20 protein-coding genes are annotated in these 20,881 nt (G+C 64.5%); 13 read left to right on the forward strand and 7 right to left on the reverse strand.

What is annotated here, in order from left to right; translation table 11 throughout:
* Window positions 1-9: 9 nt before the first annotated feature.
* The 9 genes from ACZ2GY_RS06095 (at window position 10) to ACZ2GY_RS06135 (ending at window position 9,094) form a co-directional block, all read left to right on the forward strand.
* The gene (locus tag ACZ2GY_RS06095; protein WP_277359389.1) at window positions 10-225 is read left to right on the forward strand and encodes a hypothetical protein; all 216 of its coding nucleotides are present in this window, start codon (window positions 10-12) and stop codon (window positions 223-225) included.
* 2 nt (window positions 226-227) lie between these two features.
* Window positions 228-1,058 (forward strand): TlyA family RNA methyltransferase, encoded by an 831-nt coding sequence (locus ACZ2GY_RS06100; RefSeq protein WP_471673283.1) that lies wholly within the window; start codon window positions 228-230, stop codon window positions 1,056-1,058.
* 30 nt (window positions 1,059-1,088) lie between these two features.
* Window positions 1,089-2,015, forward strand: coding sequence for an NAD kinase (locus ACZ2GY_RS06105; RefSeq protein ID WP_346028408.1), 927 nt, complete (start codon window positions 1,089-1,091; stop codon window positions 2,013-2,015).
* Window positions 2,012-3,733 (forward strand): DNA repair protein RecN, encoded by a 1,722-nt coding sequence (gene recN / locus ACZ2GY_RS06110; RefSeq protein WP_471673284.1) that lies wholly within the window; start codon window positions 2,012-2,014, stop codon window positions 3,731-3,733. The genes ACZ2GY_RS06105 and recN overlap by 4 nt, the downstream gene beginning before the upstream one ends.
* Window positions 3,730-5,433, forward strand: coding sequence for a CTP synthase (locus tag ACZ2GY_RS06115; RefSeq protein WP_471673285.1), 1,704 nt, complete (start codon window positions 3,730-3,732; stop codon window positions 5,431-5,433). The genes recN and ACZ2GY_RS06115 overlap by 4 nt, the downstream gene beginning before the upstream one ends.
* A gap of 2 nt (window positions 5,434-5,435) precedes the next feature.
* Window positions 5,436-6,119, forward strand: coding sequence for an NUDIX hydrolase (locus ACZ2GY_RS06120; RefSeq protein ID WP_346028405.1), 684 nt, complete (start codon window positions 5,436-5,438; stop codon window positions 6,117-6,119).
* A 4-nt stretch (window positions 6,120-6,123) separates the two neighbouring features.
* Complete coding sequence (xerD, locus tag ACZ2GY_RS06125; protein ID WP_277359383.1) at window positions 6,124-7,107, forward strand: site-specific tyrosine recombinase XerD; 984 nt, start codon at window positions 6,124-6,126, stop codon at window positions 7,105-7,107.
* A 180-nt stretch (window positions 7,108-7,287) separates the two neighbouring features.
* On the forward strand, window positions 7,288-7,713 hold the full coding sequence (locus tag ACZ2GY_RS06130; RefSeq protein WP_235563226.1) for a sigma-70 family RNA polymerase sigma factor: 426 nt from the start codon (window positions 7,288-7,290) through the stop codon (window positions 7,711-7,713).
* 1 nt (window position 7,714) lies between these two features.
* A complete protein-coding gene (locus ACZ2GY_RS06135; protein ID WP_471673286.1) occupies window positions 7,715-9,094 on the forward strand; it encodes a hypothetical protein in 1,380 nt (459 codons plus the stop codon).
* A gap of 66 nt (window positions 9,095-9,160) precedes the next feature.
* Here the strand turns inward: ACZ2GY_RS06135 and ACZ2GY_RS06140 are convergent, their stop codons facing one another.
* Window positions 9,161-10,042, reverse strand: a complete 882-nt coding sequence (locus ACZ2GY_RS06140; RefSeq protein ID WP_471673287.1) for a potassium channel family protein — start codon at window positions 10,040-10,042, stop codon at window positions 9,161-9,163.
* Between the two features lie 79 nt (window positions 10,043-10,121).
* On the opposite strand from ACZ2GY_RS06140, the gene ACZ2GY_RS06145 reads away from it, so the two are divergent.
* Both ACZ2GY_RS06145 and ACZ2GY_RS06150 read left to right on the forward strand, forming a co-directional pair.
* The gene (locus tag ACZ2GY_RS06145) at window positions 10,122-10,853 is read left to right on the forward strand and encodes a hypothetical protein (protein ID WP_346028402.1); all 732 of its coding nucleotides are present in this window, start codon (window positions 10,122-10,124) and stop codon (window positions 10,851-10,853) included.
* A gap of 11 nt (window positions 10,854-10,864) precedes the next feature.
* Window positions 10,865-11,341, forward strand: a complete 477-nt coding sequence (locus tag ACZ2GY_RS06150; protein WP_471673288.1) for an 8-oxo-dGTP diphosphatase — start codon at window positions 10,865-10,867, stop codon at window positions 11,339-11,341.
* A 27-nt stretch (window positions 11,342-11,368) separates the two neighbouring features.
* On the opposite strand, the gene ACZ2GY_RS06155 is transcribed toward ACZ2GY_RS06150, so the two are convergent.
* The 6 genes from ACZ2GY_RS06155 to ACZ2GY_RS06180 form a co-directional block, all read right to left on the reverse strand.
* Window positions 11,369-12,508 (reverse strand): bifunctional 2-methylcitrate synthase/citrate synthase, encoded by a 1,140-nt coding sequence (locus ACZ2GY_RS06155; protein ID WP_346028401.1) that lies wholly within the window; start codon window positions 12,506-12,508, stop codon window positions 11,369-11,371.
* Between the two features lie 45 nt (window positions 12,509-12,553).
* Window positions 12,554-13,459 carry a methylisocitrate lyase gene (prpB, locus tag ACZ2GY_RS06160; protein WP_471673289.1) on the reverse strand — a complete coding sequence of 302 codons (906 nt, stop codon included), beginning with the start codon at window positions 13,457-13,459 and terminating at the stop codon, window positions 12,554-12,556.
* The gene (locus ACZ2GY_RS06165; protein WP_471673290.1) at window positions 13,460-14,977 is read right to left on the reverse strand and encodes an MmgE/PrpD family protein; all 1,518 of its coding nucleotides are present in this window, start codon (window positions 14,975-14,977) and stop codon (window positions 13,460-13,462) included. It abuts the gene before it with no gap.
* Complete coding sequence (locus ACZ2GY_RS06170; RefSeq protein ID WP_471673291.1) at window positions 14,970-15,665, reverse strand: GntR family transcriptional regulator; 696 nt, start codon at window positions 15,663-15,665, stop codon at window positions 14,970-14,972. Before ACZ2GY_RS06170 ends, ACZ2GY_RS06165 begins: the two co-directional genes overlap by 8 nt.
* Before the next feature lie 129 nt (window positions 15,666-15,794).
* On the reverse strand, window positions 15,795-16,511 hold the full coding sequence (locus ACZ2GY_RS06175) for a response regulator (protein WP_471673292.1): 717 nt from the start codon (window positions 16,509-16,511) through the stop codon (window positions 15,795-15,797).
* Window positions 16,504-18,147 carry a sensor histidine kinase gene (locus ACZ2GY_RS06180; RefSeq protein ID WP_471673293.1) on the reverse strand — a complete coding sequence of 548 codons (1,644 nt, stop codon included), beginning with the start codon at window positions 18,145-18,147 and terminating at the stop codon, window positions 16,504-16,506. Before ACZ2GY_RS06180 ends, ACZ2GY_RS06175 begins: the two co-directional genes overlap by 8 nt.
* A gap of 170 nt (window positions 18,148-18,317) precedes the next feature.
* Here ACZ2GY_RS06180 and ACZ2GY_RS06185 point away from each other — a divergent pair, with 170 nt between their 5' ends.
* Window positions 18,318-19,745: a cation:dicarboxylate symporter family transporter gene (locus ACZ2GY_RS06185; RefSeq protein WP_346028395.1), complete on the forward strand. Its 1,428-nt coding sequence runs from the start codon at window positions 18,318-18,320 to the stop codon at window positions 19,743-19,745.
* A gap of 242 nt (window positions 19,746-19,987) precedes the next feature.
* Window positions 19,988-20,875: a ParA family protein gene (locus tag ACZ2GY_RS06190; RefSeq protein ID WP_056547036.1), complete on the forward strand. Its 888-nt coding sequence runs from the start codon at window positions 19,988-19,990 to the stop codon at window positions 20,873-20,875.
* The last annotated feature ends 6 nt before the right edge of the window (window positions 20,876-20,881 follow it).

The following is a 20,881-nucleotide window of genomic DNA, read 5'->3' on the forward strand; positions in this document are numbered from 1 at the left end:
GGAGCCATCGTGGGAGCCACTGAACCGCCTCCTGTTGAGCAAGGATCGCTGCCGGACGGCGGGCTAGCGGATTATCCAGCAGTGTCGTCCACCGGTGACGCGGCTGTGGACGACGTTCTGCACACGCTCACCGCGATGCCTGAGCTGGCCGAGGCGGACCAGCACACGGCCTACGAACAGCTTCACGACGAGCTGCTCGCTGAGCTCAACACGGAGCACAGCTGAGCGTGGCCCGACTTGACCAGGAGCTGGTGGCTCGTGGGCTGGCCCGCTCACGATCCCATGCGGCGCAACTCATCGCAGAAGGCAGGGTTCGCCGCTCCGGCTCTGTCCTGACCAAGGCCTCGTCGTCGGTCTCGGAGGGTGACGAAATACTCGTGGCCGGCAGCGGCGCCCCCGACTACCCCAGCCGCGCCGCATACAAGCTCGAAGGTGCGCTGGAAGTCTTCACCGGCGTCGGGGTTCAGGGCAAGCGGTGCCTCGACGCGGGCGCGTCCACCGGCGGCTTCACCGACGTCCTGCTTCGCCGTGGGGCGGCCGGAGTGGTGGCGGTGGATGTTGGGCACGGGCAGCTGGTCGATCAGTTGCGTAACGATCCGCGCGTTTTCGTGCACGAAGGGCTCAATGTCCGGTTCCTCGACTCGGAGCAGATCGGCGGGCGGGTGGACCTGACGGTTGCGGACCTTTCCTTCATCTCGCTGACCCTCGTGATGGCACCGCTTGCTAATGCGACGCGGAAAGGCGGGGATCTGGTGCTCATGGTCAAACCGCAGTTTGAGGTCGGCAGGAGCGCACTCAGCCGCACCGGAGTGGTGACGGATGAGGAGCAGCGGCGCGGCGCCGTCGTCGGCGTGGTGCATTCCGCACTGGAAGCGGGTCTCGACGTCGAGGGGGTCGCGCGTAGCCCACTGGCGGGTCAGAACGGAAATGTGGAGTTCTTTCTGTGGATGAAGGTGCCCTCGGGCTCGATGCTGCCTAGGATCGGTAGGGACGCAGGTCAACTTGCGCACCGAATCGTGGACGGCAGCTCCGCGTTCGGCTCCAGCGGCGATGCGTGAAGCCGTCCCCACCTGATACAACGGAGCGTGATGACTAGACGCATACTGGTACTCGCCCACACCGGCCGGCATGACGCAATGGCCGCTGCCCAGGAAGCCTGCACACGGCTGCACGCTTCCGGGCTGACTCCGGTCATGCGCGCCGAGGAACTGCGCGACATCCAGGCGGAGTACGGCACGCTGGCAGCGCCTACCGAGACGCTCGGGGCGGACGTGGGACTCGAGGACATCGAGCTTGGCATGGTGCTCGGCGGAGATGGAACCATCCTCCGTGCAGCTGAACTGGTCCGCGGGACAGACGTTCCGCTACTGGGCGTCAACCTCGGCCACGTCGGTTTCCTCGCCGAGAGTGAGCGGGCGGATCTCGCCGAGGCCGTCCGCTGGGTCGTGGACAAGGATTACACCGTCGAGGAACGCATGGCCATCGACGTGCAGGTCTGGCGTGGCGACCAGCTGACCGCACAGACCTGGGCGCTCAACGAGGCCGCGATCGAGAAGGCCAACCGTGAGCGCATGATCGAGGTGGTCCTGGAAGTGGATGGCCGCCCGGTCAGCTCCTTCGGCTGCGACGGCGTCGTCCTGGCTACCCCCACCGGTTCCACCGCTTACGCTTTCTCTTCCGGCGGTCCGGTTGTCTGGCCGGAAGTGGAGGCCCTCCTGGTGGCTCCGATCAGTGCGCACGCGCTCTTCGCGAAGCCGCTCGTGGTCGCCCCGACGTCGCTGCTCGCCGTGGAACTCCTCACCCGCACCGACGCATCCGGCGTGCTCTGGTGTGATGGGCGGCGCACCGTCGATCTGCCGCCCGGCGCCCGGGTTGAGGCCACACGGTCAGATATCCCGGTCCGGCTGGCGCGCACGCATCAGACGCCCTTCTCGGAGCGGCTCGTCCGCAAGTTCGAGCTGCCCACTCAGGGCTGGCGCGGCCCGGCCACTCATGACGGTGAGCCCGCCCGATGATCGAGGAGATCCGGATCCGCGACCTCGGAGTGATCGCGGACGCGACGCTCTCCCTGGGGGCCGGCTTCAGCGTTGTCACCGGTGAAACCGGCGCGGGCAAGACGATGGTCCTCTCTGCGCTGAACCTGCTGATGGGCGCGCGTTCCGACGCCGGCGCTGTACGCCTTGGCGCGAAGAACGCGTCCGCTGAGGCAGTGCTTCGCGTGGACCTTCAGGGCGCTGCAGCGCAGCGAGCCCTGGAAGCGGGCGGGGAGCTGGAAACAGACGACGACGGCGGTGCCGGCCTGATTCTTGCCCGCACAGTCAATAGCGACGGCCGTAGCCGCGCCTACGTCGGTGGAAGATCAGCTCCCGCCGGCGTCCTTGCCGAGGTGGGGGAGAAGCTGGTGGTGGTCCATGGCCAGTCGGACCAGCTCCGGCTGCGAAGTGCTGCGGCACAACGCGAGGCGCTGGACAAGTTCGGGGGCCCAGAGCTCGCCGCCGCCCTTGCCGCCTACCAGGGGACGTACCGGCGCTGGCGGGAGGTGAGCGCGAGCCTCGAGGCGCTGCGTAGCGCGGAGCGGGACAGGCTGCGGGAGGCCGAGTCGCTTCAGTCGGCACTCGAGGAGATCGATGCCGTTGACCCGCAGCCGAATGAGGACGAGGCGCTGAAAGCGGAAGCGATGAAGCTCGGCAACGTCGAGGAGCTTCGCATTGCGGCCGCGGCCGCGCATCAGGCGCTGGTGTCGGGTGAGTTCCCCGAATCGGGCGACGCCACAACTCTGGTAGATGCGGCGAAGCGCCAGCTGGAAGCGGTCGGAGCGCATGACGCTGAGCTGGGATCACTGGCCGAGCGGCTCGCTGAAGTCGGTTACATCCTGGCTGACATCTCCACCGAGCTGGCCGGCTACGCGGCATCTCTTGACTCGGAGGGGCCCGGGCGGCTGGCCGAGGTCGAGGCGCGGCGGGCAGAGCTCAACATTCTGATCCGCAAGTACGCTCCGTCCATCAGCGAGGTGCTCGACTGGGCAGCCACCAGCCGGGACCGGCTCGACGAGATCAGCGGTGACTCCGACAGGATCGAGGGCCTGCAGCAGGAAGCCTCTGCTTTGGAAAGCAAGCTGGTCGCTGACGCGGAGGTCCTTGGCCGTCTGCGACTGGCTGCCGCAGAAGACCTGTCCGGACGGGTCAGCAGCGAACTTTCCGCCTTGGCCATGCCTGATGCGCTGCTCATCATCGACGTCACTTCGGGCGGCACCCCTGGACCGCTGGGCGCCGACGAGGTTTCCTTCTCGCTGCAGCCGCATGCCGGGACGGCCCCGCGTCCACTGGGCAAGGGTGCCTCGGGCGGTGAGCTCTCACGGGTCATGCTGGCGATCGAGGTGGTGCTCGCCGCCGTGGATCCCGTACCGACTTTCGTTTTCGACGAGGTTGACGCGGGAGTCGGCGGCAAGGCCGCCGTCGAAATCGGGCGTCGTCTTGCCATGTTGGCCCAGCATGTACAGGTTGTCGTCGTCACCCACCTGCCGCAGGTGGCGGCATTCGCCTCGCACCATATCCGCGTGACGAAGAGCAGGGCGGCAGACGGCGGTTTCACCGCCAGCGACGTCGAGGTCCTCCCGGAGTCGGAGCGGGTGCGGGAACTCGCGCGTATGCTCGCGGGTCAGGAGGAGTCTGCCAGCGCCCAGGCACACGCGGAGGAGCTTCTGCTTGATGCAGCGCGGACAGCCGTCAGGTGATAGGGTCGAACTCCGTGGTGCAGCAAACAATCTCCCGGTTCCAGAAGTCCGCAAAGACTACCAAGCACATCTTCGTCACCGGTGGTGTGGCGTCTTCTCTCGGTAAGGGACTGACGGCTTCCAGCCTCGGGCACCTGTTGAGGGCGCGCGGTCTGTCCGTCACCATGCAGAAGCTGGATCCGTATCTGAACGTTGATCCCGGCACCATGAATCCGTTCCAGCACGGCGAGGTCTTTGTGACCGACGACGGCGCGGAGACGGACCTCGACATCGGTCATTATGAGCGGTTCCTCGATGAGAGCCTTGACGGCTCAGCCAACGTCACCACCGGCCAGGTGTACTCCGAGGTCATCGCCAAGGAACGGCGCGGCGAGTACCTGGGTGACACTGTGCAGGTCATTCCGCACATCACCGATGAAATCAAGCGCCGCATGCGCCTGCCCGCGGAGCCCACAGGGTCCCGCAAAGGACCGGATGTCATCATCACCGAGATCGGCGGCACGGTCGGTGACATCGAGTCCCAGCCGTTCCTTGAGTCAGCGCGTCAGGTGCGCCAGGATATCGGCCGAAACAACGTGTTCTTCGTCCATGTGTCGCTCGTGCCCTACATCGGACCCTCACAGGAGCTGAAGACCAAGCCCACGCAGCATTCGGTGGCCATGTTGCGATCAATCGGTATCCAGCCGGACGCCATCGTCATCAGGTCAGACCGCGAGGTGCCGGATGCCATGCGCGAGAAGATCGGCCGCATGTGTGATGTGGATGTCGATGCAGTGATCAACGCCGCTGACGCCCCCAGCATCTACGACATCCCCAAGACCCTCCACGCGCAGGGACTCGACGCCTACATCGTCCAGGCGCTCGACTTGAAGTTCAAGGACGTCAACTGGACCAAGTGGAACAAGCTCCTCGAAGCCGTTCACCACCCGAAGCACCATGTCGAGATTGCGCTGGTCGGCAAGTATATTGACCTCCCGGACGCCTATCTCTCCGTGACCGAGGCGCTGCGTGCCGGCGGCTTCGCGAACAAGGCCAAGGTCCAGATCCGCTGGGTGCCCTCGGACGATTGCGCAACCCCGGACGGTGCGGCAAAGGCGCTCGATGGCGTTGACGCCATCTGCGTCCCAGGTGGCTTCGGCATCCGCGGGCTTGAGGGCAAGCTCGGTGCCCTGCGCTACGCCCGTGAGAACAAGGTGCCCACGCTGGGTCTCTGCCTCGGTCTGCAGTGCATGGTGATCGAGTACGCCCGCAACGTTGTGGGCCTGAAGGGCGCTTCATCTACCGAGTTTGAGCCTGACACTGATTTCCCGGTCATCGCCACCATGGCTGAGCAGCTCGAGATCGTTGCCGGCGAGGGTGACATGGGCGGCACCATGCGGCTCGGCCTGTGGGACGCATCGCTCAAGGAGGGGTCAGTGATCGCAAAGACGTACGGCCGCACCGAGGTGAGCGAGCGCCACCGCCACCGCTACGAAGTGAACAACGAGTACCGCGAGAAGCTCGAGGCCGCCGGTTTGGTTGTCTCCGGTACCACCACGGACGGCAAACTGGTCGAGTTCGTGGAACTGCCCGCTTCGGCACACCCGTACTATGTCTCCACCCAGGCCCACCCCGAGCTGAGCTCCCGTCCCACCCGCCCGCATCCGCTGTTTGCCGGGCTGGTCAAGGCGGCCCTCTCACGCCGGGGCGTCAAGGCTTAGCCATGGGAGTCGAGCCGCAGGCCGCCGCAATAGCTGACCGGCAGAGTCCACGCCGGTTGCTCAACTCCACCACGGCTTTCTCCGGCAAGATTTGGGACGTGGTCAGCGAGACCTTCCGGCTGGATGAGGACGGCGAGCCGATCACGCGCGAGTACATCCAGCACCCGGGCGCGGTCGCGATTCTCGCCATGGATGATTCCGAGCGCGTCCTGCTGCTTCGCCAGTACCGCCACCCGGTCCGGATGGATTTGTGGGAGATTCCTGCTGGTCTCCTTGACGTTGACGGAGAGGACTTCGCCGTCGCCGCAGCTCGGGAACTGGCTGAGGAAGCGGACGTCACGGCGAGCACCTGGCACGTCCTGTCGGACCTGTTCCTGTCTCCCGGCTCCTCGAGTGAAGCCCTGCGTATCTACCTCGCACAGGGCATTGAGGAAGTTCCTCAGGACAAGCGGCACACCCGCACCCATGAGGAAGCCGAAATCGAGCTCGCCTGGGTACCTTTGCCGGATGCAGTCCAGGCAGTGCTCGAGGGGCGGATCCACAGCCCCTCCGCCGCGGCAGCCGTGCTGGCAGCGGCGGCGGCCAAGACATCGGGCTACCGCTCCCTCCGCCCCGCAGATGCTCCCTGGCCCGAGCACCATAGCCAGCACGGAACGTGGCCCCAGGGCCCTGTCCTGCAGGACTGACCCAATGGCCGAGGGCAGGCAAGCGACCGTACAGGACGAGCTCCAGACCACTGGACCCGGCCGGCTTATCAGCGAGTACCTCCAGCACATGCTGGTGGAGCGCGGCCTCTCCGTGAACACCCTTGCGGCCTATCGCCGCGACCTGCTGAGATACCACCGCTTCCTCACAGCAGCGGGCATCGAGTCGATGGACACCGTGACGCGCCAGCAGGTGTCCGCGTTCGCGCAGGGACTGGCCACCGGCGAGGACGGGCAGGCGCCGCTCAGTCCCCGCTCCGCAGCCCGTACCGTTGTCGCTGTACGCGGCCTGCACCGCTTTCTCGCACTCGAAGGAACGACGACGGCGGATCCCGCCGAGGATGTGCACCCGCCCACCGCCGGGCAGCGGCTTCCGAAGGCGATCTCCGTGGACGACGTCACCCGGATCCTCGAAGCCGTCGACACTTCCACTCCCGGCGGCCTGCGTGACCGCGCACTGCTGGAATTTCTGTATTCGACCGGGGCACGCATCAGCGAGGCCGTAGGACTGGACGTAGATGATGTGTCGGTCGATGCAGCCCTGGATGGTCCCGCCGTCGTCCGTCTGTTCGGCAAGGGGTCCAAAGAGCGGCTGGTGCCGCTCGGCTCTTACGCGGCGCGGGCCATAGAGTCCTATTTGGTGCGGGCTCGCCCGGCGCTGGCCGCCAACGCATCCGAGAGGAACAGTGCTCCTGCACTGTTCCTCAATCTCCGCGGCGGCCGGCTGAGCAGGCAAAGTGCATGGACCATCCTAAAAGCCGCTGCGGAGCGCGCCAAAGTAGCCGGGGAAGTGTCACCCCATACCCTTCGCCACTCCTTCGCCACCCACCTGCTGCAGGGAGGCGCCGACGTCCGGGTTGTCCAGGAGCTCCTGGGACATGCGTCCGTCACGACAACCCAGGTGTACACGTTGGTCACCGCTGACACGCTGCGGGAAATCTATGCTGCAGCCCACCCGCGCGCTCTTTAATTGGTACGTGGTTGACAGACAATTGACAGTGCCTGTAACCCCGGAAGGCCTGTCGGAAACTATAGGTGTATGGACAGGACACATACACCAGGGGGGACAGTGTTGCAGCGATACGATGACGTTTTCGCGGCGTTACACAGAGAACACCGCGACCGAGTGTTTTCCTTCATACACCGGCGGGTGAGCAGCAGGGAAGCAGCCGAGGAACTCACCAACGACGTGTTCCGTATTGCCTGGCAGCGGAACCCGCAAGCCTCAGACGTCACGCCGGCGTGGCTTCTCACCGTCGCCCGCAACGTCATCGGCAATGAATACCGCCGCCGTGAGCGGGCCGAGCATCTCATGCAACGGGTACGGGACTCGGTTGTTCTTGCCGCCCGGGCCGGAAACGGGGCGGGGCAGCAGGCGGTAGCCGACTCACTGCTGAGGCTCCGGGAGAAGGAACGCGAAGTTTTACTCCTCGCCTATTGGGATGACCTGTCCACCACAGAGATCAGTGAGGTGCTGGGGTGTAGTCCCTCCGCAGCCAAGGTGCGCCTGCACCGGGCCCGCGCCGCATTCGCACAGATGATGCCTGCCGCTCTCATGGCAGAAGAAGGAGCCTGAAATGGACCGCATAGAGAACCTGATCCGGGGCCTCGACCCCGTGCGCGCCGAACGGGAATCCTCCGATTCACCCACCGAAATAATCGCTCTTCCGGCCGGGAACGGCCAGCAGGAACCTGGAGTTACCATGAACACCGAACCTATCGACAGCTTGCCTATCGTGGGCCGCGAAACCGGGAATGAGGGGAACGACGCCTTCAGCGATGACCGTCCCGTCGTCGTCCCCCTGCGGCGCCGCCGCAGGACGGCAATGATTCTCGCAGGTGCCGCCGCGGCAGCAGTGGTGGCGGGCGCCGTCGTCGTCGGCGGTTCCCTGGGTGCTGAATCACCCCTGCCGGCGGGAACAACGAACCCCGCGCCATCGGTTGAACCGACCCAGCAACGAACGGCCGATCCGTCACCGTCAGCTGAACCGACCGCGGAACCGACTGCGGAACCAAGTGTCGAGCCGAGCGGGGTGCCGACAGGTCCTCCGGCGGACGAGGGCTGCCGCGTGCAGGACGTCGACCGCGTCATGGAACAGGGGAGTGACTTCATGAGCCTGACTCCCTTTGCGGCTGATCCGAGCCACTATGCAGTAGTTGGTTGCACCGATAATTGGATGGCGATGGAACTGACGGACGCGGGCTTTGAGGCCAACCCGCAGGACGGCGGCAACGCCTGGTACTACGTCGCTCGACGGGTGGACGGCCAATGGCTGGTCGAAACCGCCGGCTACAGCGCGCTTACGAAGTGGGAGTTCCTGCCCGTCGTGGAAGGCCGCACCGCAGTGGAAATGATGGACCAGCAGTTCATCGACGTCGGCATTCCCGTGGAACTGCGCCCGGAGCTGGTGGGGGTTGGGCCCTCAGCGTCGGATTCGCCGGAGACCCACGAACTGACGGAACTTGGGGTCGTCTTCGACACCCGGAGTGATTGGGATGTAGTGTCCGCCTCGCAGGGAGTGGATCTGGTGAATGCCGAGGACACAAAGGTTGCCAACCTGCAGCATTCGAGCGCGAGCGGCCTCGGCGGCGCGTGTTCCCAGGCCCCGGTGCCGTGGCAGGAACTCGGAGCGGTGCCCGTTTCCGTCAGTGTTCCGGGAGGTTCAGAAGTGCCCGCACGCTTCACGCTTCGGATTTTCGAGGGAGACCCGCTCATGGCAGCCCCATCGCTGATTGGCGCAGACCAGCCTGCTTCCGGAGAATCCTGCATGCTGTACAACGTGATCAGTGGACCGGGAACGGGCCTGCTGGCGTTGACAACCACCTTCATGTTCTCACCCTACGAACCGGGCAGTGCGCTTGAGTTCAGCTCGATGGCTGAAGCGGCAGCCTATGCTCAGTCGGAAGAGTTCGCGCAGCTCGCCCAAATTGCTGACTCGATTACCGTCACCGACTGAGTCGCATTTCAGGCCGCTAACGCCCTGCTCCCCGGTCCGTCCGGACCGGGAAGCGGGGCGTTTACTTCACGAACTTTCCCGGTAGGGGTACCGGTGGTCGCTGGCATAGGACTGGAAGATGTCCTGCGTGGATTCGCCTTCGTGCTTGAACTCCTCCTTGAGGAAAGCGGCAAGCGAATCGAGAGCATCGCTCAGGAGGGCGCCGGCCGTCTGGAGGGTCGGCTGGGCAGAATGGCCTGCTTGATCAGCGATGTCGACAGCGTAGGAGAGTGAGGCAGGCAGGGACAGATCCTTGTTGGACTCCCAGAAATAGTAGGACTCCGAGGTCTGGGTGAGGTCCACCCTGATCTGCACCAGATCAGCAACGAGTGTTTCCACGGTGTTGGTGACTGCGGCAGCATTCAACTGCTCCAGCCGGGCGGCGTAACCCGCATTCTGCAGCAGGGAGAGCCTGATCGCCAGTGCGCGTCGCCTGGCCAGCGCCGGGTAGACCTGCATGAACCAGGACACCGCGGCCGTCAGCAGAGCGAAGCCCGTCAGCGCTTCCAGGGGAGCCAAGAGGCGAATCACGGGGTCGGTAGCAATGACGTCTCCGTATCCCAGGGTCGTCAGGGTCACCATGGAGATGTAGAAGGCCTCAGCGGCGTCACCGTAGCGGGAAGGATCGAGGCCAGGAGAGTACGTGAAGCCCTGGGGTACGTGAGGATAGAGCATCAGCGCCCAGCCGAGCGCCTGCAGGGCAGTCCAGAAAACGATCACGCAGACGAGCGCGAGCGGCCCCGCAATTCCGGCGCCCTTGTCTCCCAGGCGCCGCATGATCCTCCAGACGGCCGCCACGCACAATCTGCTGAGGCGCCCGCGGCCGCTGGGGTGAAGTAGCGTGTGAAACACCTCGATCAGCCCCAGCAGGATCACCAAAGCACCGAGGACGGACAGCAGCAACGGCACAACGCTCTCCTGACTGGTCGGGGGTCGTCGGTCGGAGCAGTCTAACTGGTTCAGCATCCTGTCGTGGAAAGATGGGCGAGTGAACGACTCGCACCAATTCTCTTCCGAACCGCCCACTCCGGGAGACAGCCTGACCGCCGCCGAAATGCTCGCCCGCCGCCTGGATCGGCCGATGGGTGTGCTCGGGTTGGTCTTCCTCTTCGTGGTCCTGGGCCAGCTCCTTGCTACCAACCCGACCCTGGTGTTGGCACTGAGCATCGCGGGCTGGGTCTTCTGGGCAGTGTTTGTCGCCGAATTCTTTCTGCGTGCCTACATCGCCGGGTTCAGTAAGGCGTTCTGGAAGAAGAACTGGTGGCAGGTGGTCTTCCTGCTGGTGCCGTTCCTCCGGTTCTTCCGTGCGCTGCAGGCGGTGCGCCTGCTGCGGCTGACACGAGTGGCACGGGTGGGAGGAATTCTTTCCGCAGGGATCCGGGGTTCGCGCTCGGCTGGAAGGCTGCTTTCCAGCCGGATTGGCTGGATGGTCGCCGTGACCGCCGTCGTCATCCTGGCGACGAGCCAGCTTTTCTATGCGACCGGAACACACTCGAATTACGGTGAGGCGCTGTTCGAAAGCGCGATGGCCACGATCACCGGCAGTGGAATCACACCGGAGACGGGCTTCGCCCGCGTGATGCAGGTTGTGCTCGCCGTTTATTCGATTGGTGTCTTCGCTACGCTGGCGGGTTCGCTGGGCGCATTCTTTCTTCGCGAGGATGACCGGCGGCGGACCACACCGGACGGCGGTATCAACCCTGGGATCGGCCGCGACTAAACTTGGCTCGCATGACCCCCCGACGCGTTGCGCTCTGTTTTCTGTTCCGGCACACGGAGGCCGGCCGCGAAGTGCTGCTCGGAATGAAGCGCTCCGGATTCGGAACGGGCCGGATCGTTGCGCTTGGCGGCGGGATCGAACCCGGTGAAACTGCGGGAGAAGCAGCGGCCCGGGAGGTTCAGGAGGAATCCGGGATAGTCGTTGACGTGGCGGATCTCCTGGAGCTCGGTCCGGTGCGGTGGCGCTTTCCGGTCAAGCCCGTACTGGACATGGACGCAGTGGTCTTTTCGGCCGACCGCTTCAGGGGTGAGCCGGCCCTCACAGATGAAATCGATCCCTGCTGGTACCCCGTTGGGCAGGTGCCCTGGGACGGCATGTGGGAGGACGCCAGCCACTGGCTCGGTCACGTATTGCGCAGCCAGCGCCTGGACGTCACCGTCACCCTCAATAGCGACAATGAGACGGTGCGGACAGCGGACTTCGCCTAGTCCCCGGCGGACAGGTCCGGTCCGCTGTCAGGAAAGGTGACGCTCCTCCGGGCCGTTGTACGCGGCCAGCGGCCGAATCAGCGAGTTCGCCGCGCGCTGCTCCATCACGTGGGCAGTCCACCCGGTGATCCGGGCGGCAATGAAGAGCGGGGTGAACATCTCGGTATCGAAACCCATGAGGTGGTAGACGGGACCGCCGGGGTAGTCGAGGTTCGGCTTGATTCCCTTGGCCTCCTGCATGGCTGTTTCGAGGCCCTCATACAGACCGAGGATTTCCGGCCGCCCGTAGTGCTTGATCATGCCGTCGAGGGCCGCTTTCATGGTGGGCACCCGGGAATCACCGTTCTTGTAGACGCGGTGGCCGAAGCCCATGATCTTCTTCTTCTGGGCCAGGGCCTCGTCCATCCATGCCTTGGCCCTGGCGGTCGCTTCCTCTGCGGACTCCTCTTCGCGGATGCCGATTTCCTCGAAGGTATGCATGACGGCCTCGTTGGCACCGCCGTGCAGCGGACCCTTGAGCGCTCCGATAGCCCCGGTCACCGCGGAGTGAAGATCGGCCAATGTGGAGGTGATGACGCGGGCGGTGAACGTTGAGGCGTTGAAGGAGTGCTCTGCATACAGGATCATCGAGATATTGAAGGCCTCGACCACCTCCGGTGCCGCCTCCTCGCCGAAAGTCATCCACAGGAAGTTCGCGGAGTAATCCAGATCGTCACGGGGTTCCACCGGCTCCAGCCCGCGGCGGCGCCGCTGGTCGTAGGCAACGACTGCGGGGAAGGCAGCAAACAGCTCCACCGCTTTCTCCAGTTCGGCCTCCGGAGATGAGTCCTCTGCCTTCGGATGGTTCGCCCCGATCACCGATACAGCGGTACGGCTGACGTCCATCGGGTGGCAGCTGAGCGGCAGCAGGTCAATGGCGGCCCTCACGTTGTCCGCGAGCGTACGGGCTGAGCGTTCCGCGGAGTGGAATTCACGGGCTTCCGCTTCGGTCGGGAGCTCGCCGTGCCAGAGCAGCCAGGCGACGTCCTCGAAGTTCACCGCGGCCGCAAGCTCCTGAACCGGGTACCCCCGGTAGAGCAGGGAATTGGACTCGGGGTTCACCTTCGAAATTGCCGTGGTGTCCGCGGTGACGCCGGCGAGGCCCTTGTAGATCTGCGGTTCGGTCATGCCTTGACTCCTTCGTCTGTAAGTGGTGGGTGCGCTGGGCCCGGCTTAGCGTCCGCCGGGGACCTGGAAGTTGAACACTGAGGTATCGAACTGGTTGTACGCTTCGTAGTCGACGAGCTCGTAGAGTCTGGCGCGGGTCTGCATGGAAGTAACAGCGCCCTGCTGGGTGCCGTCGGCCTTGATCGTTTCCAGCGTACGCTCCGCCGCGCCCATGGCACTACGCAGCAGCGTCACTGGATAGATGACCATGTTGACACCCACGGATTCGAGGTCCGCGATCGAGAAGAGTTCGCTCTTTCCGAACTCGGTCATATTCGCGAGGATCGGTACATCGACCGCATTGCGGATCGCCTCAAACTCGGTCAGATCCCGCATCGCCTCCGGAAAAATGGCGTCCGCACCGGCGTCAACAAGAGCCTTCGCCCGCTCCTGGGCTGCCTGCAACGTATCGGTGCCGCGAATATCAGTCCTGGCCATCACAAGGAAGTTGGGATCGCGGCGACCATCGGCAGCGGCGCGGATTCGCTTCGCGGCAGTGTCGGTGTCCACAACGTTCTTGCCATCCAGATGGCCGCACCGCTTCGGATTGAACTGATCCTCGATGTGGCAGCCGGCCAGGCCCGCGTTCTCCAGCTCCTGCACCGTCCTGGCGACGTTCATCGGTTCGCCGAAACCGGTGTCCGCGTCCACCAGCGAAGGGAGGTCCGTCATGCGCGCTATCTGGCCGGCGCGCGTGGTAACTTCGGTCAGGGTCGTGAGCCCGATGTCGGGCAAGCCAAGGTCATTGGCGAGAACAGCTCCGGATATATAGACGCCGTCGAACCCCTTGTCCTCGATCAGGCGGGCGGACAGGGGGTTGAAGGCTCCGGGGAACTGCTGGATGCGGCCTGAGGTCAGGCTTGCGCGCAGCGCTTCGCGCTTTTTCTCGGGCGTTATGGAGGAGTACAGCATTTAGAACAGCCCCTTCGGTGCTTGTGCGGAAAGGACGCCGACGGCGGCAGTCAGGTTTAGCTGGTCCAGCTCGCCGGACGCGAGCAGCGGGAGCCGCTGGACAGCGTCGAGGAAGCGGTCGACCTCCGCGTCGTCCACGATTCCGTTTGCGAGGGTGCGGAGTTTGCCGATGTACTGCTCGCGGGCGAAGGGGCGGGCACCCAGCGGGTGGGCATCAGCGACGGCAATCTCATCGGTGATGACGGTTCCGTCGGTGAGAGTGATTTCCACCCTTCCGCCGAACGCCTTCTCGCTGATGTCCAGTGAGTGGTAGCGCCGGGTCCATTCAGCGTCCTCCACCGTGGTGACTTTTCGCCAGAGTTCGACCGTGTCGGCGCGGGAAGCGCGTTCGGGAGTGTAGGAGTCGACGTGGTGCCAGCGTCCGTCCTGCAGTGCAACGGTGAAGATGTAGGGGATCGAGTGGTCGAGCGTCTCACGGGACGCCGTTGGGTCGTACTTTTGCGGGTCATTCGCGCCCGAGCCGATCACGTAGTGGGTGTGGTGCGAGGTGTGGATCCGGACGGCCTCAACCTTCTGCGGGTCGGTGACGTCTGGATGTGCGCTATGGAGCCTGCGGGCCAGGTCAATCCACGCCTGCGCCTGGTACTCGGCGGAGTGCTCCTTCGTGTACGTGTCCAGGATTGCTCGCTTCGATTCGCCCTGGGTGGGCAGCGGAACCTCATAGCGGGCGTCGGGGCCGTCGAGCATCCACGCGATCACGCCGTCCTCGCCCTCGTAAATCGGTGTGGGGGAGGTCTGCCCGCGCATGGCCCGGTCGACGGCTTCCACTGCCATCTTGCCGGCGAAGGCCGGCGCGTGGGCCTTCCACGTCGAAATTTCGCCCTTGCGTGACTGGCGCGTTGCCGTCGTCGTATGCAGCGCCTGCCCGACCGACTGGAAGATTGTCTCGACGTCGAGGCCGAGCAGGGTTCCGATCCCCGCAGCCGCGGACGGACCGAGATGCGCAACGTGGTCGATCTTGTGCTTGTGCAGGCAGATCGCCTTCACCAGGTTCACCTGGATCTCGTAGCCGGTGGCGATGCCGCGCAGGAGGTCGGCACCGCTTGCCCCCGTGTGCTGGGCGACGGCGAGGATCGGCGGGATGTTGTCTCCCGGGTGGGAGTAGTCCGCGGCGAGGAAGGTGTCGTGATAGTCGAGTTCGCGTACGGCGACCCCGTTGGCCCAGGCGGCCCACTCGGGCGAAGATTTCCCGTCAATCCCGAAAACCGTTGCGCCGCGTCCGTTGGCGGAGACGGGGTGGCTCAGAGCCTGGGCGCGGGCAGCCACGATCGGTGCGCGGGAGAGGGACGCAACGGCGACGGACGCGTTGTCGATGATGCGGTTGATCACCATGTCGGTCACGTCGCTGTCGACTCCCACGGGATCGGCAGCCACCTCGGCGATTTTCCAGGCCAGCTGGCCGCTTCGGGGCAGGTTTTCCTCGCTGCGGTGGACTCGGACGGGGTGTAGCTCAACCATGTGGTGTTTCCTCTCGGACGGTTCGCGCGGTGTTGTCTGTTCGGGTGGTGCTGTCTGTTCGGGCGGCCAGCAGGTACTCCAGGCTGTTGTGGAGATGGACCTTGGTCGATGCAACGGCCAGGTCGGTGTTGGCCTGGGCAATGGACCGGGCTATCTGCGCATGTTCGGACGCCGAGGCCGTCAGGCGTGCAACATCGTCCCGGGCCAGCCGGCGCACGCGGCTCAGGTGAGTGCGCAAGTGCCGCTGGGCCTGAAGGAGATAGGGGTTAGCGGCGGCTGCATCAATTGCGGCGTCGAGCTCGGCGACCAGCTCGTAGTACTCGTGCTGTTCGCCGTCGGCCTCCTGAATCAGCGAGGATGCCGATTCAAACCGGCGGGTCAGTTCCTGGAATGTGTGCCGGTCCCCGCGCGTCGCAGCGAGGGCAGCAGCTGTGCAGTCCAGGGAGATACGGACATCAAACAGCCCGGTGATCTTCTCAAGGGACACCTCGCTGACGATGACCCCGCGTCCCGGCTGCGGAGCCGTCAATCCTTCGGCCGTCAATCGTGAGAGGGCCTCCCGCAGCGGTGTTCGGGAGACACCGAGCCGGGCTGACTGCTCGACTTCCCCCAGTACGGTGCCCGGCCCCAGCCGCCATTCGATGATGTCAGCGCGCAGAGCCTGATAGGCGCGGTCACTGGCTCGCATCTGCCCGCTCCATCGCCCGTCTCACCGCTCCAATGTATACAGAACAGGCGCCCGAAACAATACATCGCCGCGTTAGTGCGCTTTTTGTATACATGAACTGCTCTACCCGGACATTCTCGACGCTTTCGGCTACCGGTTCCAGGTGTACTCGAGTTCAGGCCGACCACGCGTTCCGTAGCGGGGCATCCGACGGGCAGACCCGCCGTCGGCAAGGTGTTCCAGGTAGCGGCGTGCGGTCACCCGGGACAGTTCCAGCGAGGACGCAACTTCCACCGCTGACACCGGCGCCGGCGCAGCAGACAGGAAGGAAACGACGGCGCGCAGTGTCTCCTCGGACAGCCCCTTCGGCAGGGTTCCCTGCGACGGCGGACGCAGCGCTGCGAACGCGTTGTCGACTTCCGATTGCGTGGTGGAGGAGGCTTGCGCGTGCAGGTTCTCGCGGAACAGCCGATAGTTGCCCAGCTTCTCGCTGAATGCCGAATAGGTGAACGGCTTGATCAGGTACTGCACAATTCCGGATGAGATCGCGGAGCGCACCACACCGAGCTCCCGTACCGCTGTGATGGCGATAACGTCCACGGTGCTGCCCGAACCTCGGATCCTGCGGAGGATGTCCAGTCCGTGAAGGTCGGGCAGATTCATATCGAGCAGCACCAGATCGACGACGGCGCCTCCCGCCTCGGTCTGCCGGCGCAGCATCGCAAGCGCCTCGGATCCGGTGCCGGCAATACCGGCGAGGTCAAACCCGTCGAGACGCTTCACGTATAGAGCGTGGGCCTCCGCCGCGATGGGATCGTCCTCCACCACGAGTACCCGGATGGGGTGAGCGGCGGGCCGGTCAGCCACGGGTAGCCTCCCCGTGCGCCCGCGGTCCGACTGGGTCTGCGCCTTCCGGTGCGCGCGGTCCGGCCGGGAGGCTGACCGTGAAGAGTGCGCCGCCGTCGTTGGTGACGGCAATGGTGCCGCCGAGCCGGTGCACGGCCTGCCGAACCAGTGCCAGCCCGAGACCGCGAGTTCCTGCCGTGCCTTTGGAGCTGGAGCCCAGCGTGAAGATCGTGCCGAGCTGGGCCTCGCTCAAGCCGGGCCCACTGTCGCCGACCTCGATGTCAACAAAGCCGGCGTCGTCGCCCGCTGTGTGGATCGAAAGCAAGACGGACCGTTCCTCCGAGGAGGCGGCGGCATCGAACGCGTTGTCCAGCAGGTTGCCGATGATCGTGACGAGGTCCCTCGGATCCATGCCGTGGGTTTCGAGGGTGCCTGCAACATCGATGTCCAGGTGCAGCCCCCGTTCGTTCGCCTGCGCCGCCTTGCCCACCAGGAGCGCGGTGATGAACGGTTCGTCGATGGCGGCCACCACCTCATCGGTGAGCTGCTGCGACTGCTGAAGGTCCCTCGTCGCAAACTCGAGGGCCTCCGTCCGGCGATCAAGTTCGATGAGGGACACGATGGTGTGCAGACGATTGGCGTGCTCATGGGTTTGCGCCCGAAGCGCTTCGGTCAGGGTACGCATGGTCTGAACTTCGTCCGAGAGGGCCTCCAGCTCGGTGTGGTCGCGGATGGTGGTCACTGTGCCCAGGGGCTTTGTTCCCGACGCCGGGACGGCCGGTTCCTGGTTGACCACCAGCACACGGTCATCGGTGACATGGATTTCGTCCACCGCGCGGCGGCCGCTCGCCAGCAGCTCGCGAATAGAGGGCGAGAGGCCGACGTCGGACGCCGGCTTTGGCTCGCCCGGAACCGACGGCGGCAAGTTCAGCAGCGCTGCGGCCTGGTCGTTGTAGAGCACCAGATCCCCCCGAAGGTTGGTCAGCGCCAGGCCGTCACGCACGGAGTGCAGCACTGAATCGTAGAACACGAACATGCGCGAGAGCTGTTCGGTGCCAAGGCCGAGCGTTGCCCGGCGAAGGTGGCGGCTCAGCACTAGGGAAACGATTGTTCCGGCGGTGAGCGCACCGGCTGCAATGAGCCAGACGAGCGGCAACTGCGCATTTCGCGCAATGGATACTGTGTCCACGGTGACACCGGCCGAGACCAGGGCGGTGACGGCGTTATCCGGTGTGGTGACGGGGACAATCGCACGGACTGACGGTCCCAGTGTCCCCGTGAACAACTCGACGTGAGGGACTCCGCCAAGCGCCTGCTCAACGGATCCGATGTACTGGCCGCCGATCTCACTGGGGTTTCGGTGGGTGTAGCGGGTGCGGTCGGTGTCCATAATGGTCACGAAATCGACGCCGAGCTCATCCATCACTTCCGCCGCGTAGGGCTGCAGGAGGTCCGAGGGATTCGGTGACTGCACAGCTTCAAGAACGAAGGGATCGTTGGCGAACGTCGTGGCGACTGCGAGCATGCGCGCCGATGCGGAATCGAAGGTGTTGTCCTCCGCATCGAGGTAGAGGACCCAGGAGATGGTCGTGGTCAGCGCGAGGACGAAGACGAGTTGGCCAATGAAGAACTGACGTGCCAGGCTCCAGTTCCTCACTCGGATCACGCTCCTTCCGCCTGCGACGGCGCCCGTTCTTCTGGCAGTTGCCCAGCATTGTTCACGGTCCGGCGAACAGTATGAACGCAATCGTGACCGGCATCACTCTAACGCTCACGATGGTTAGGAACCGGCCATCGGGCCGCCTACCAGCATAAGGAGTAAATAGCATGGCGAAGATGCCTGCACAGTCTGCCGCTTCGGTCGACAAACCCCGCAAGAGGGTGGATAAGACCCACTTTCTCTACATTGCCGTCATCGTCGCCGTCATCGCCGGCGCAATTCTTGGCCTCGCTGCGCCTGAGGTTGCCAAATCACTCAAGCCCATCGGCACGGCCTTCATCGGTCTGATCAAGATGATGATCGCCCCGATCATCTTCTGCACCATCGTGCTGGGCATCGGGTCCATTGCGAAAGCGGCAACTGTCGGCAAAGTCGGCGGTCTGGCCCTCGGATACTTCATGCTGATGTCCACGTTCGCCCTGGGAATCGGCCTCGTGGTCGGAAATATCGTCAAGCCCGGTGCAGGCCTGGACATTTCCGGCGCCACCTATGAGACAGAGAGCAAGGAAGCTGAGGGAACGGTTGACTTCCTGCTCGGCATCATTCCGGACACCCTGCTGTCCTCGCTGACCGGCACCAGCATCCTCCAGACACTCTTCGTCGCCCTGCTGGTCGGTTTTGCGCTGCAGAAGATGGGAACGGCCGGTAAGCCGATCCTGCGCGGCATCGGCCACATCCAGGCGCTGGTCTTCCGCATCCTCATCATGGTCATGTGGCTCGCACCGATCGGCGCCTTCGGGGCCATTGCCGCCGTCGTCGGTGAAACCGGAGTCCAGGCCATTGTGAGCATGTTCACCTTGATGGCCGCGTTCTACGTCACCTGCATCATCTTCATCGTCGTCATCCTCGGCGGTCTCCTCAAGATCGTCACCGGCATCAACATCTTCAAGCTGATGAAGTACCTGGGCCGCGAGTACCTGCTCATCTTCTCGACCTCGTCCTCGGAAGCAGCGCTGCCCCGCCTGATCGCGAAGATGGAGCACCTGGGTGTCTCCAAGCCGGTAGTCGGTGTCACGGTTCCTACCGGTTACTCCTTCAACCTTGACGGCACCGCCATCTACCTGACCATGGCATCGCTGTTCGTTGCCTCCGCCCTCGGTACCCCGCTGGCGCTCGGTGAGCAGATCTCGCTGCTGATCTTCATGATCATCGCGTCGAAGGGTGCAGCAGGTGTCACTGGCGCAGGCCTGGCCACCCTGGCAGGCGGCCTGCAGTCGCACCGCCCCGACCTTGTGGACGGCGTCGGCCTCATTGTGGGCATTGACCGCTTCATGTCCGAGGCACGCGCACTGACCAACTTCACCGGCAACGCCGTTGCCACCGTTCTGATCGGTACCTGGACCAAGGAGATCGAGCGCGGTCAGGTGGACGAAGTACTGGCCGGCCGCTTGCCCTTCGACGAAGCGACCATGACTGCCGGTCACTTCGAAGATGCCAAAGCGGACACCGCCGAGGACGGCGCAGAAACCAAGACCGACATCGCCGAAGCCCACATCACCGGCCGCGAAGCGGAAAGGGTCGGCGCCACGCGCTGATCCCCCCGTTGAATTGTCAGGACACGCCCCTTTTGTAGGCTCATAGGGGGCGTGTCCTGCTGTTTCATTGACCTCCACCGCCAGCCAGGATCTCAAGCTTGAACTTCAAGTTGAGACTCAAGGCTCGCGCACCGCGAACACTACATTTCCACGGCTCCGGAGGGGAGCGGTTGTAACGTGGGGAAGCAAGCGAACAGTAACTTGTTACTGGACAAGCACTAGACGGAAGCGTGGATAGATACGTGAGTAGCGAACAGGGTTCCACAACTCTGAAGGACGCAACCGACTCAGAGATTGGCCCCACCGGACGTCCGGTCACCGAATTTCCCGAACCGCCGGTGCTGGCCTCCCATGGCCCAGCCCGCGTCATCGCCATGGTGAACCAGAAGGGTGGTGTCGGCAAGACCACGTCCACCATCAACCTGGGCGCCGCGCTCGCAGAAGCGGGCCGCCGTGTCCTCCTCGTAGACTTCGATCCGCAGGGTGCGCTCTCCGCGGGCCTCGGCACCAACCCGCATGAGCTCGATGTCACCGTCTACAACGTCCTCATGGACCGCAAGGTCAACATCGAGGACGCCATCCAGCGCACCGGCGTGGAGAACATCGACCTTCTTCCCGCGAATATCGACCTCTCCGCCGCCGAGGTGCAGCTGGTCAATGAGGTCGCCCGCGAGCAGGTCCTGGACCGCGCATTGCGCAAGGTCGAGGACAACTACGATGTCATCCTCATCGACTGCCAGCCATCACTCGGTCTCCTGACAGTCAACGCGTTGACCGCGGCGCATGGTGTCATCATTCCGCTCATCTGCGAGTTCTTCGCGCTGCGCGCCGTTGCGCTACTGGTCGAAACCATCGAGAAGGTTCAGGACCGCCTCAATCCGCGACTGCAGGTCGATGGCGTCCTCGCAACCATGTATGACGCGCGGACCCTCCACAGCCGAGAGGTCATCGCCCGTCTCGTGGAAGCCTTCGGAGACAAGGTCTTCGAAACGGTCATCAAGCGCACCATCAAGTTCGCTGATGCCACCGTCGCCGCAGAGCCGATCACCACCTACGCCGGTAACCACTCCGGCGCGGATGCCTACCGCAACCTCGCCCGGGAGCTCATCTCCCGCGGCGGCGCGCCTTAGCAGGCA

This window comes from Arthrobacter sp. KKT183, from assembly GCF_055657625.1.

What these genes read in the sequence shown, in the direction of transcription:
- ACZ2GY_RS06105 (WP_346028408.1), top strand. Translation starts at nt 1,089, where the DNA reads ATGACTAGACGCATACTGGTACTCGCCCACACCGGCCGGCATGACGCA.
- recN (WP_471673284.1), top strand. Translation starts at nt 2,012, where the DNA reads ATGATCGAGGAGATCCGGATCCGCGACCTCGGAGTGATCGCGGACGCG.
- ACZ2GY_RS06120 (WP_346028405.1), top strand. Translation starts at nt 5,436, where the DNA reads ATGGGAGTCGAGCCGCAGGCCGCCGCAATAGCTGACCGGCAGAGTCCA.
- xerD (WP_277359383.1), top strand. Translation starts at nt 6,124, where the DNA reads ATGGCCGAGGGCAGGCAAGCGACCGTACAGGACGAGCTCCAGACCACT.
- ACZ2GY_RS06135 (WP_471673286.1), top strand. Translation starts at nt 7,715, where the DNA reads ATGGACCGCATAGAGAACCTGATCCGGGGCCTCGACCCCGTGCGCGCC.
- ACZ2GY_RS06150 (WP_471673288.1), top strand. Translation starts at nt 10,865, where the DNA reads ATGACCCCCCGACGCGTTGCGCTCTGTTTTCTGTTCCGGCACACGGAG.
- ACZ2GY_RS06155 (WP_346028401.1), bottom strand. Translation starts at nt 12,508, where the DNA reads ATGACCGAACCGCAGATCTACAAGGGCCTCGCCGGCGTCACCGCGGAC.
- prpB (WP_471673289.1), bottom strand. Translation starts at nt 13,459, where the DNA reads ATGCTGTACTCCTCCATAACGCCCGAGAAAAAGCGCGAAGCGCTGCGC.
- ACZ2GY_RS06165 (WP_471673290.1), bottom strand. Translation starts at nt 14,977, where the DNA reads ATGGTTGAGCTACACCCCGTCCGAGTCCACCGCAGCGAGGAAAACCTG.
- ACZ2GY_RS06170 (WP_471673291.1), bottom strand. Translation starts at nt 15,665, where the DNA reads ATGCGAGCCAGTGACCGCGCCTATCAGGCTCTGCGCGCTGACATCATC.
- ACZ2GY_RS06185 (WP_346028395.1), top strand. Translation starts at nt 18,318, where the DNA reads ATGGCGAAGATGCCTGCACAGTCTGCCGCTTCGGTCGACAAACCCCGC.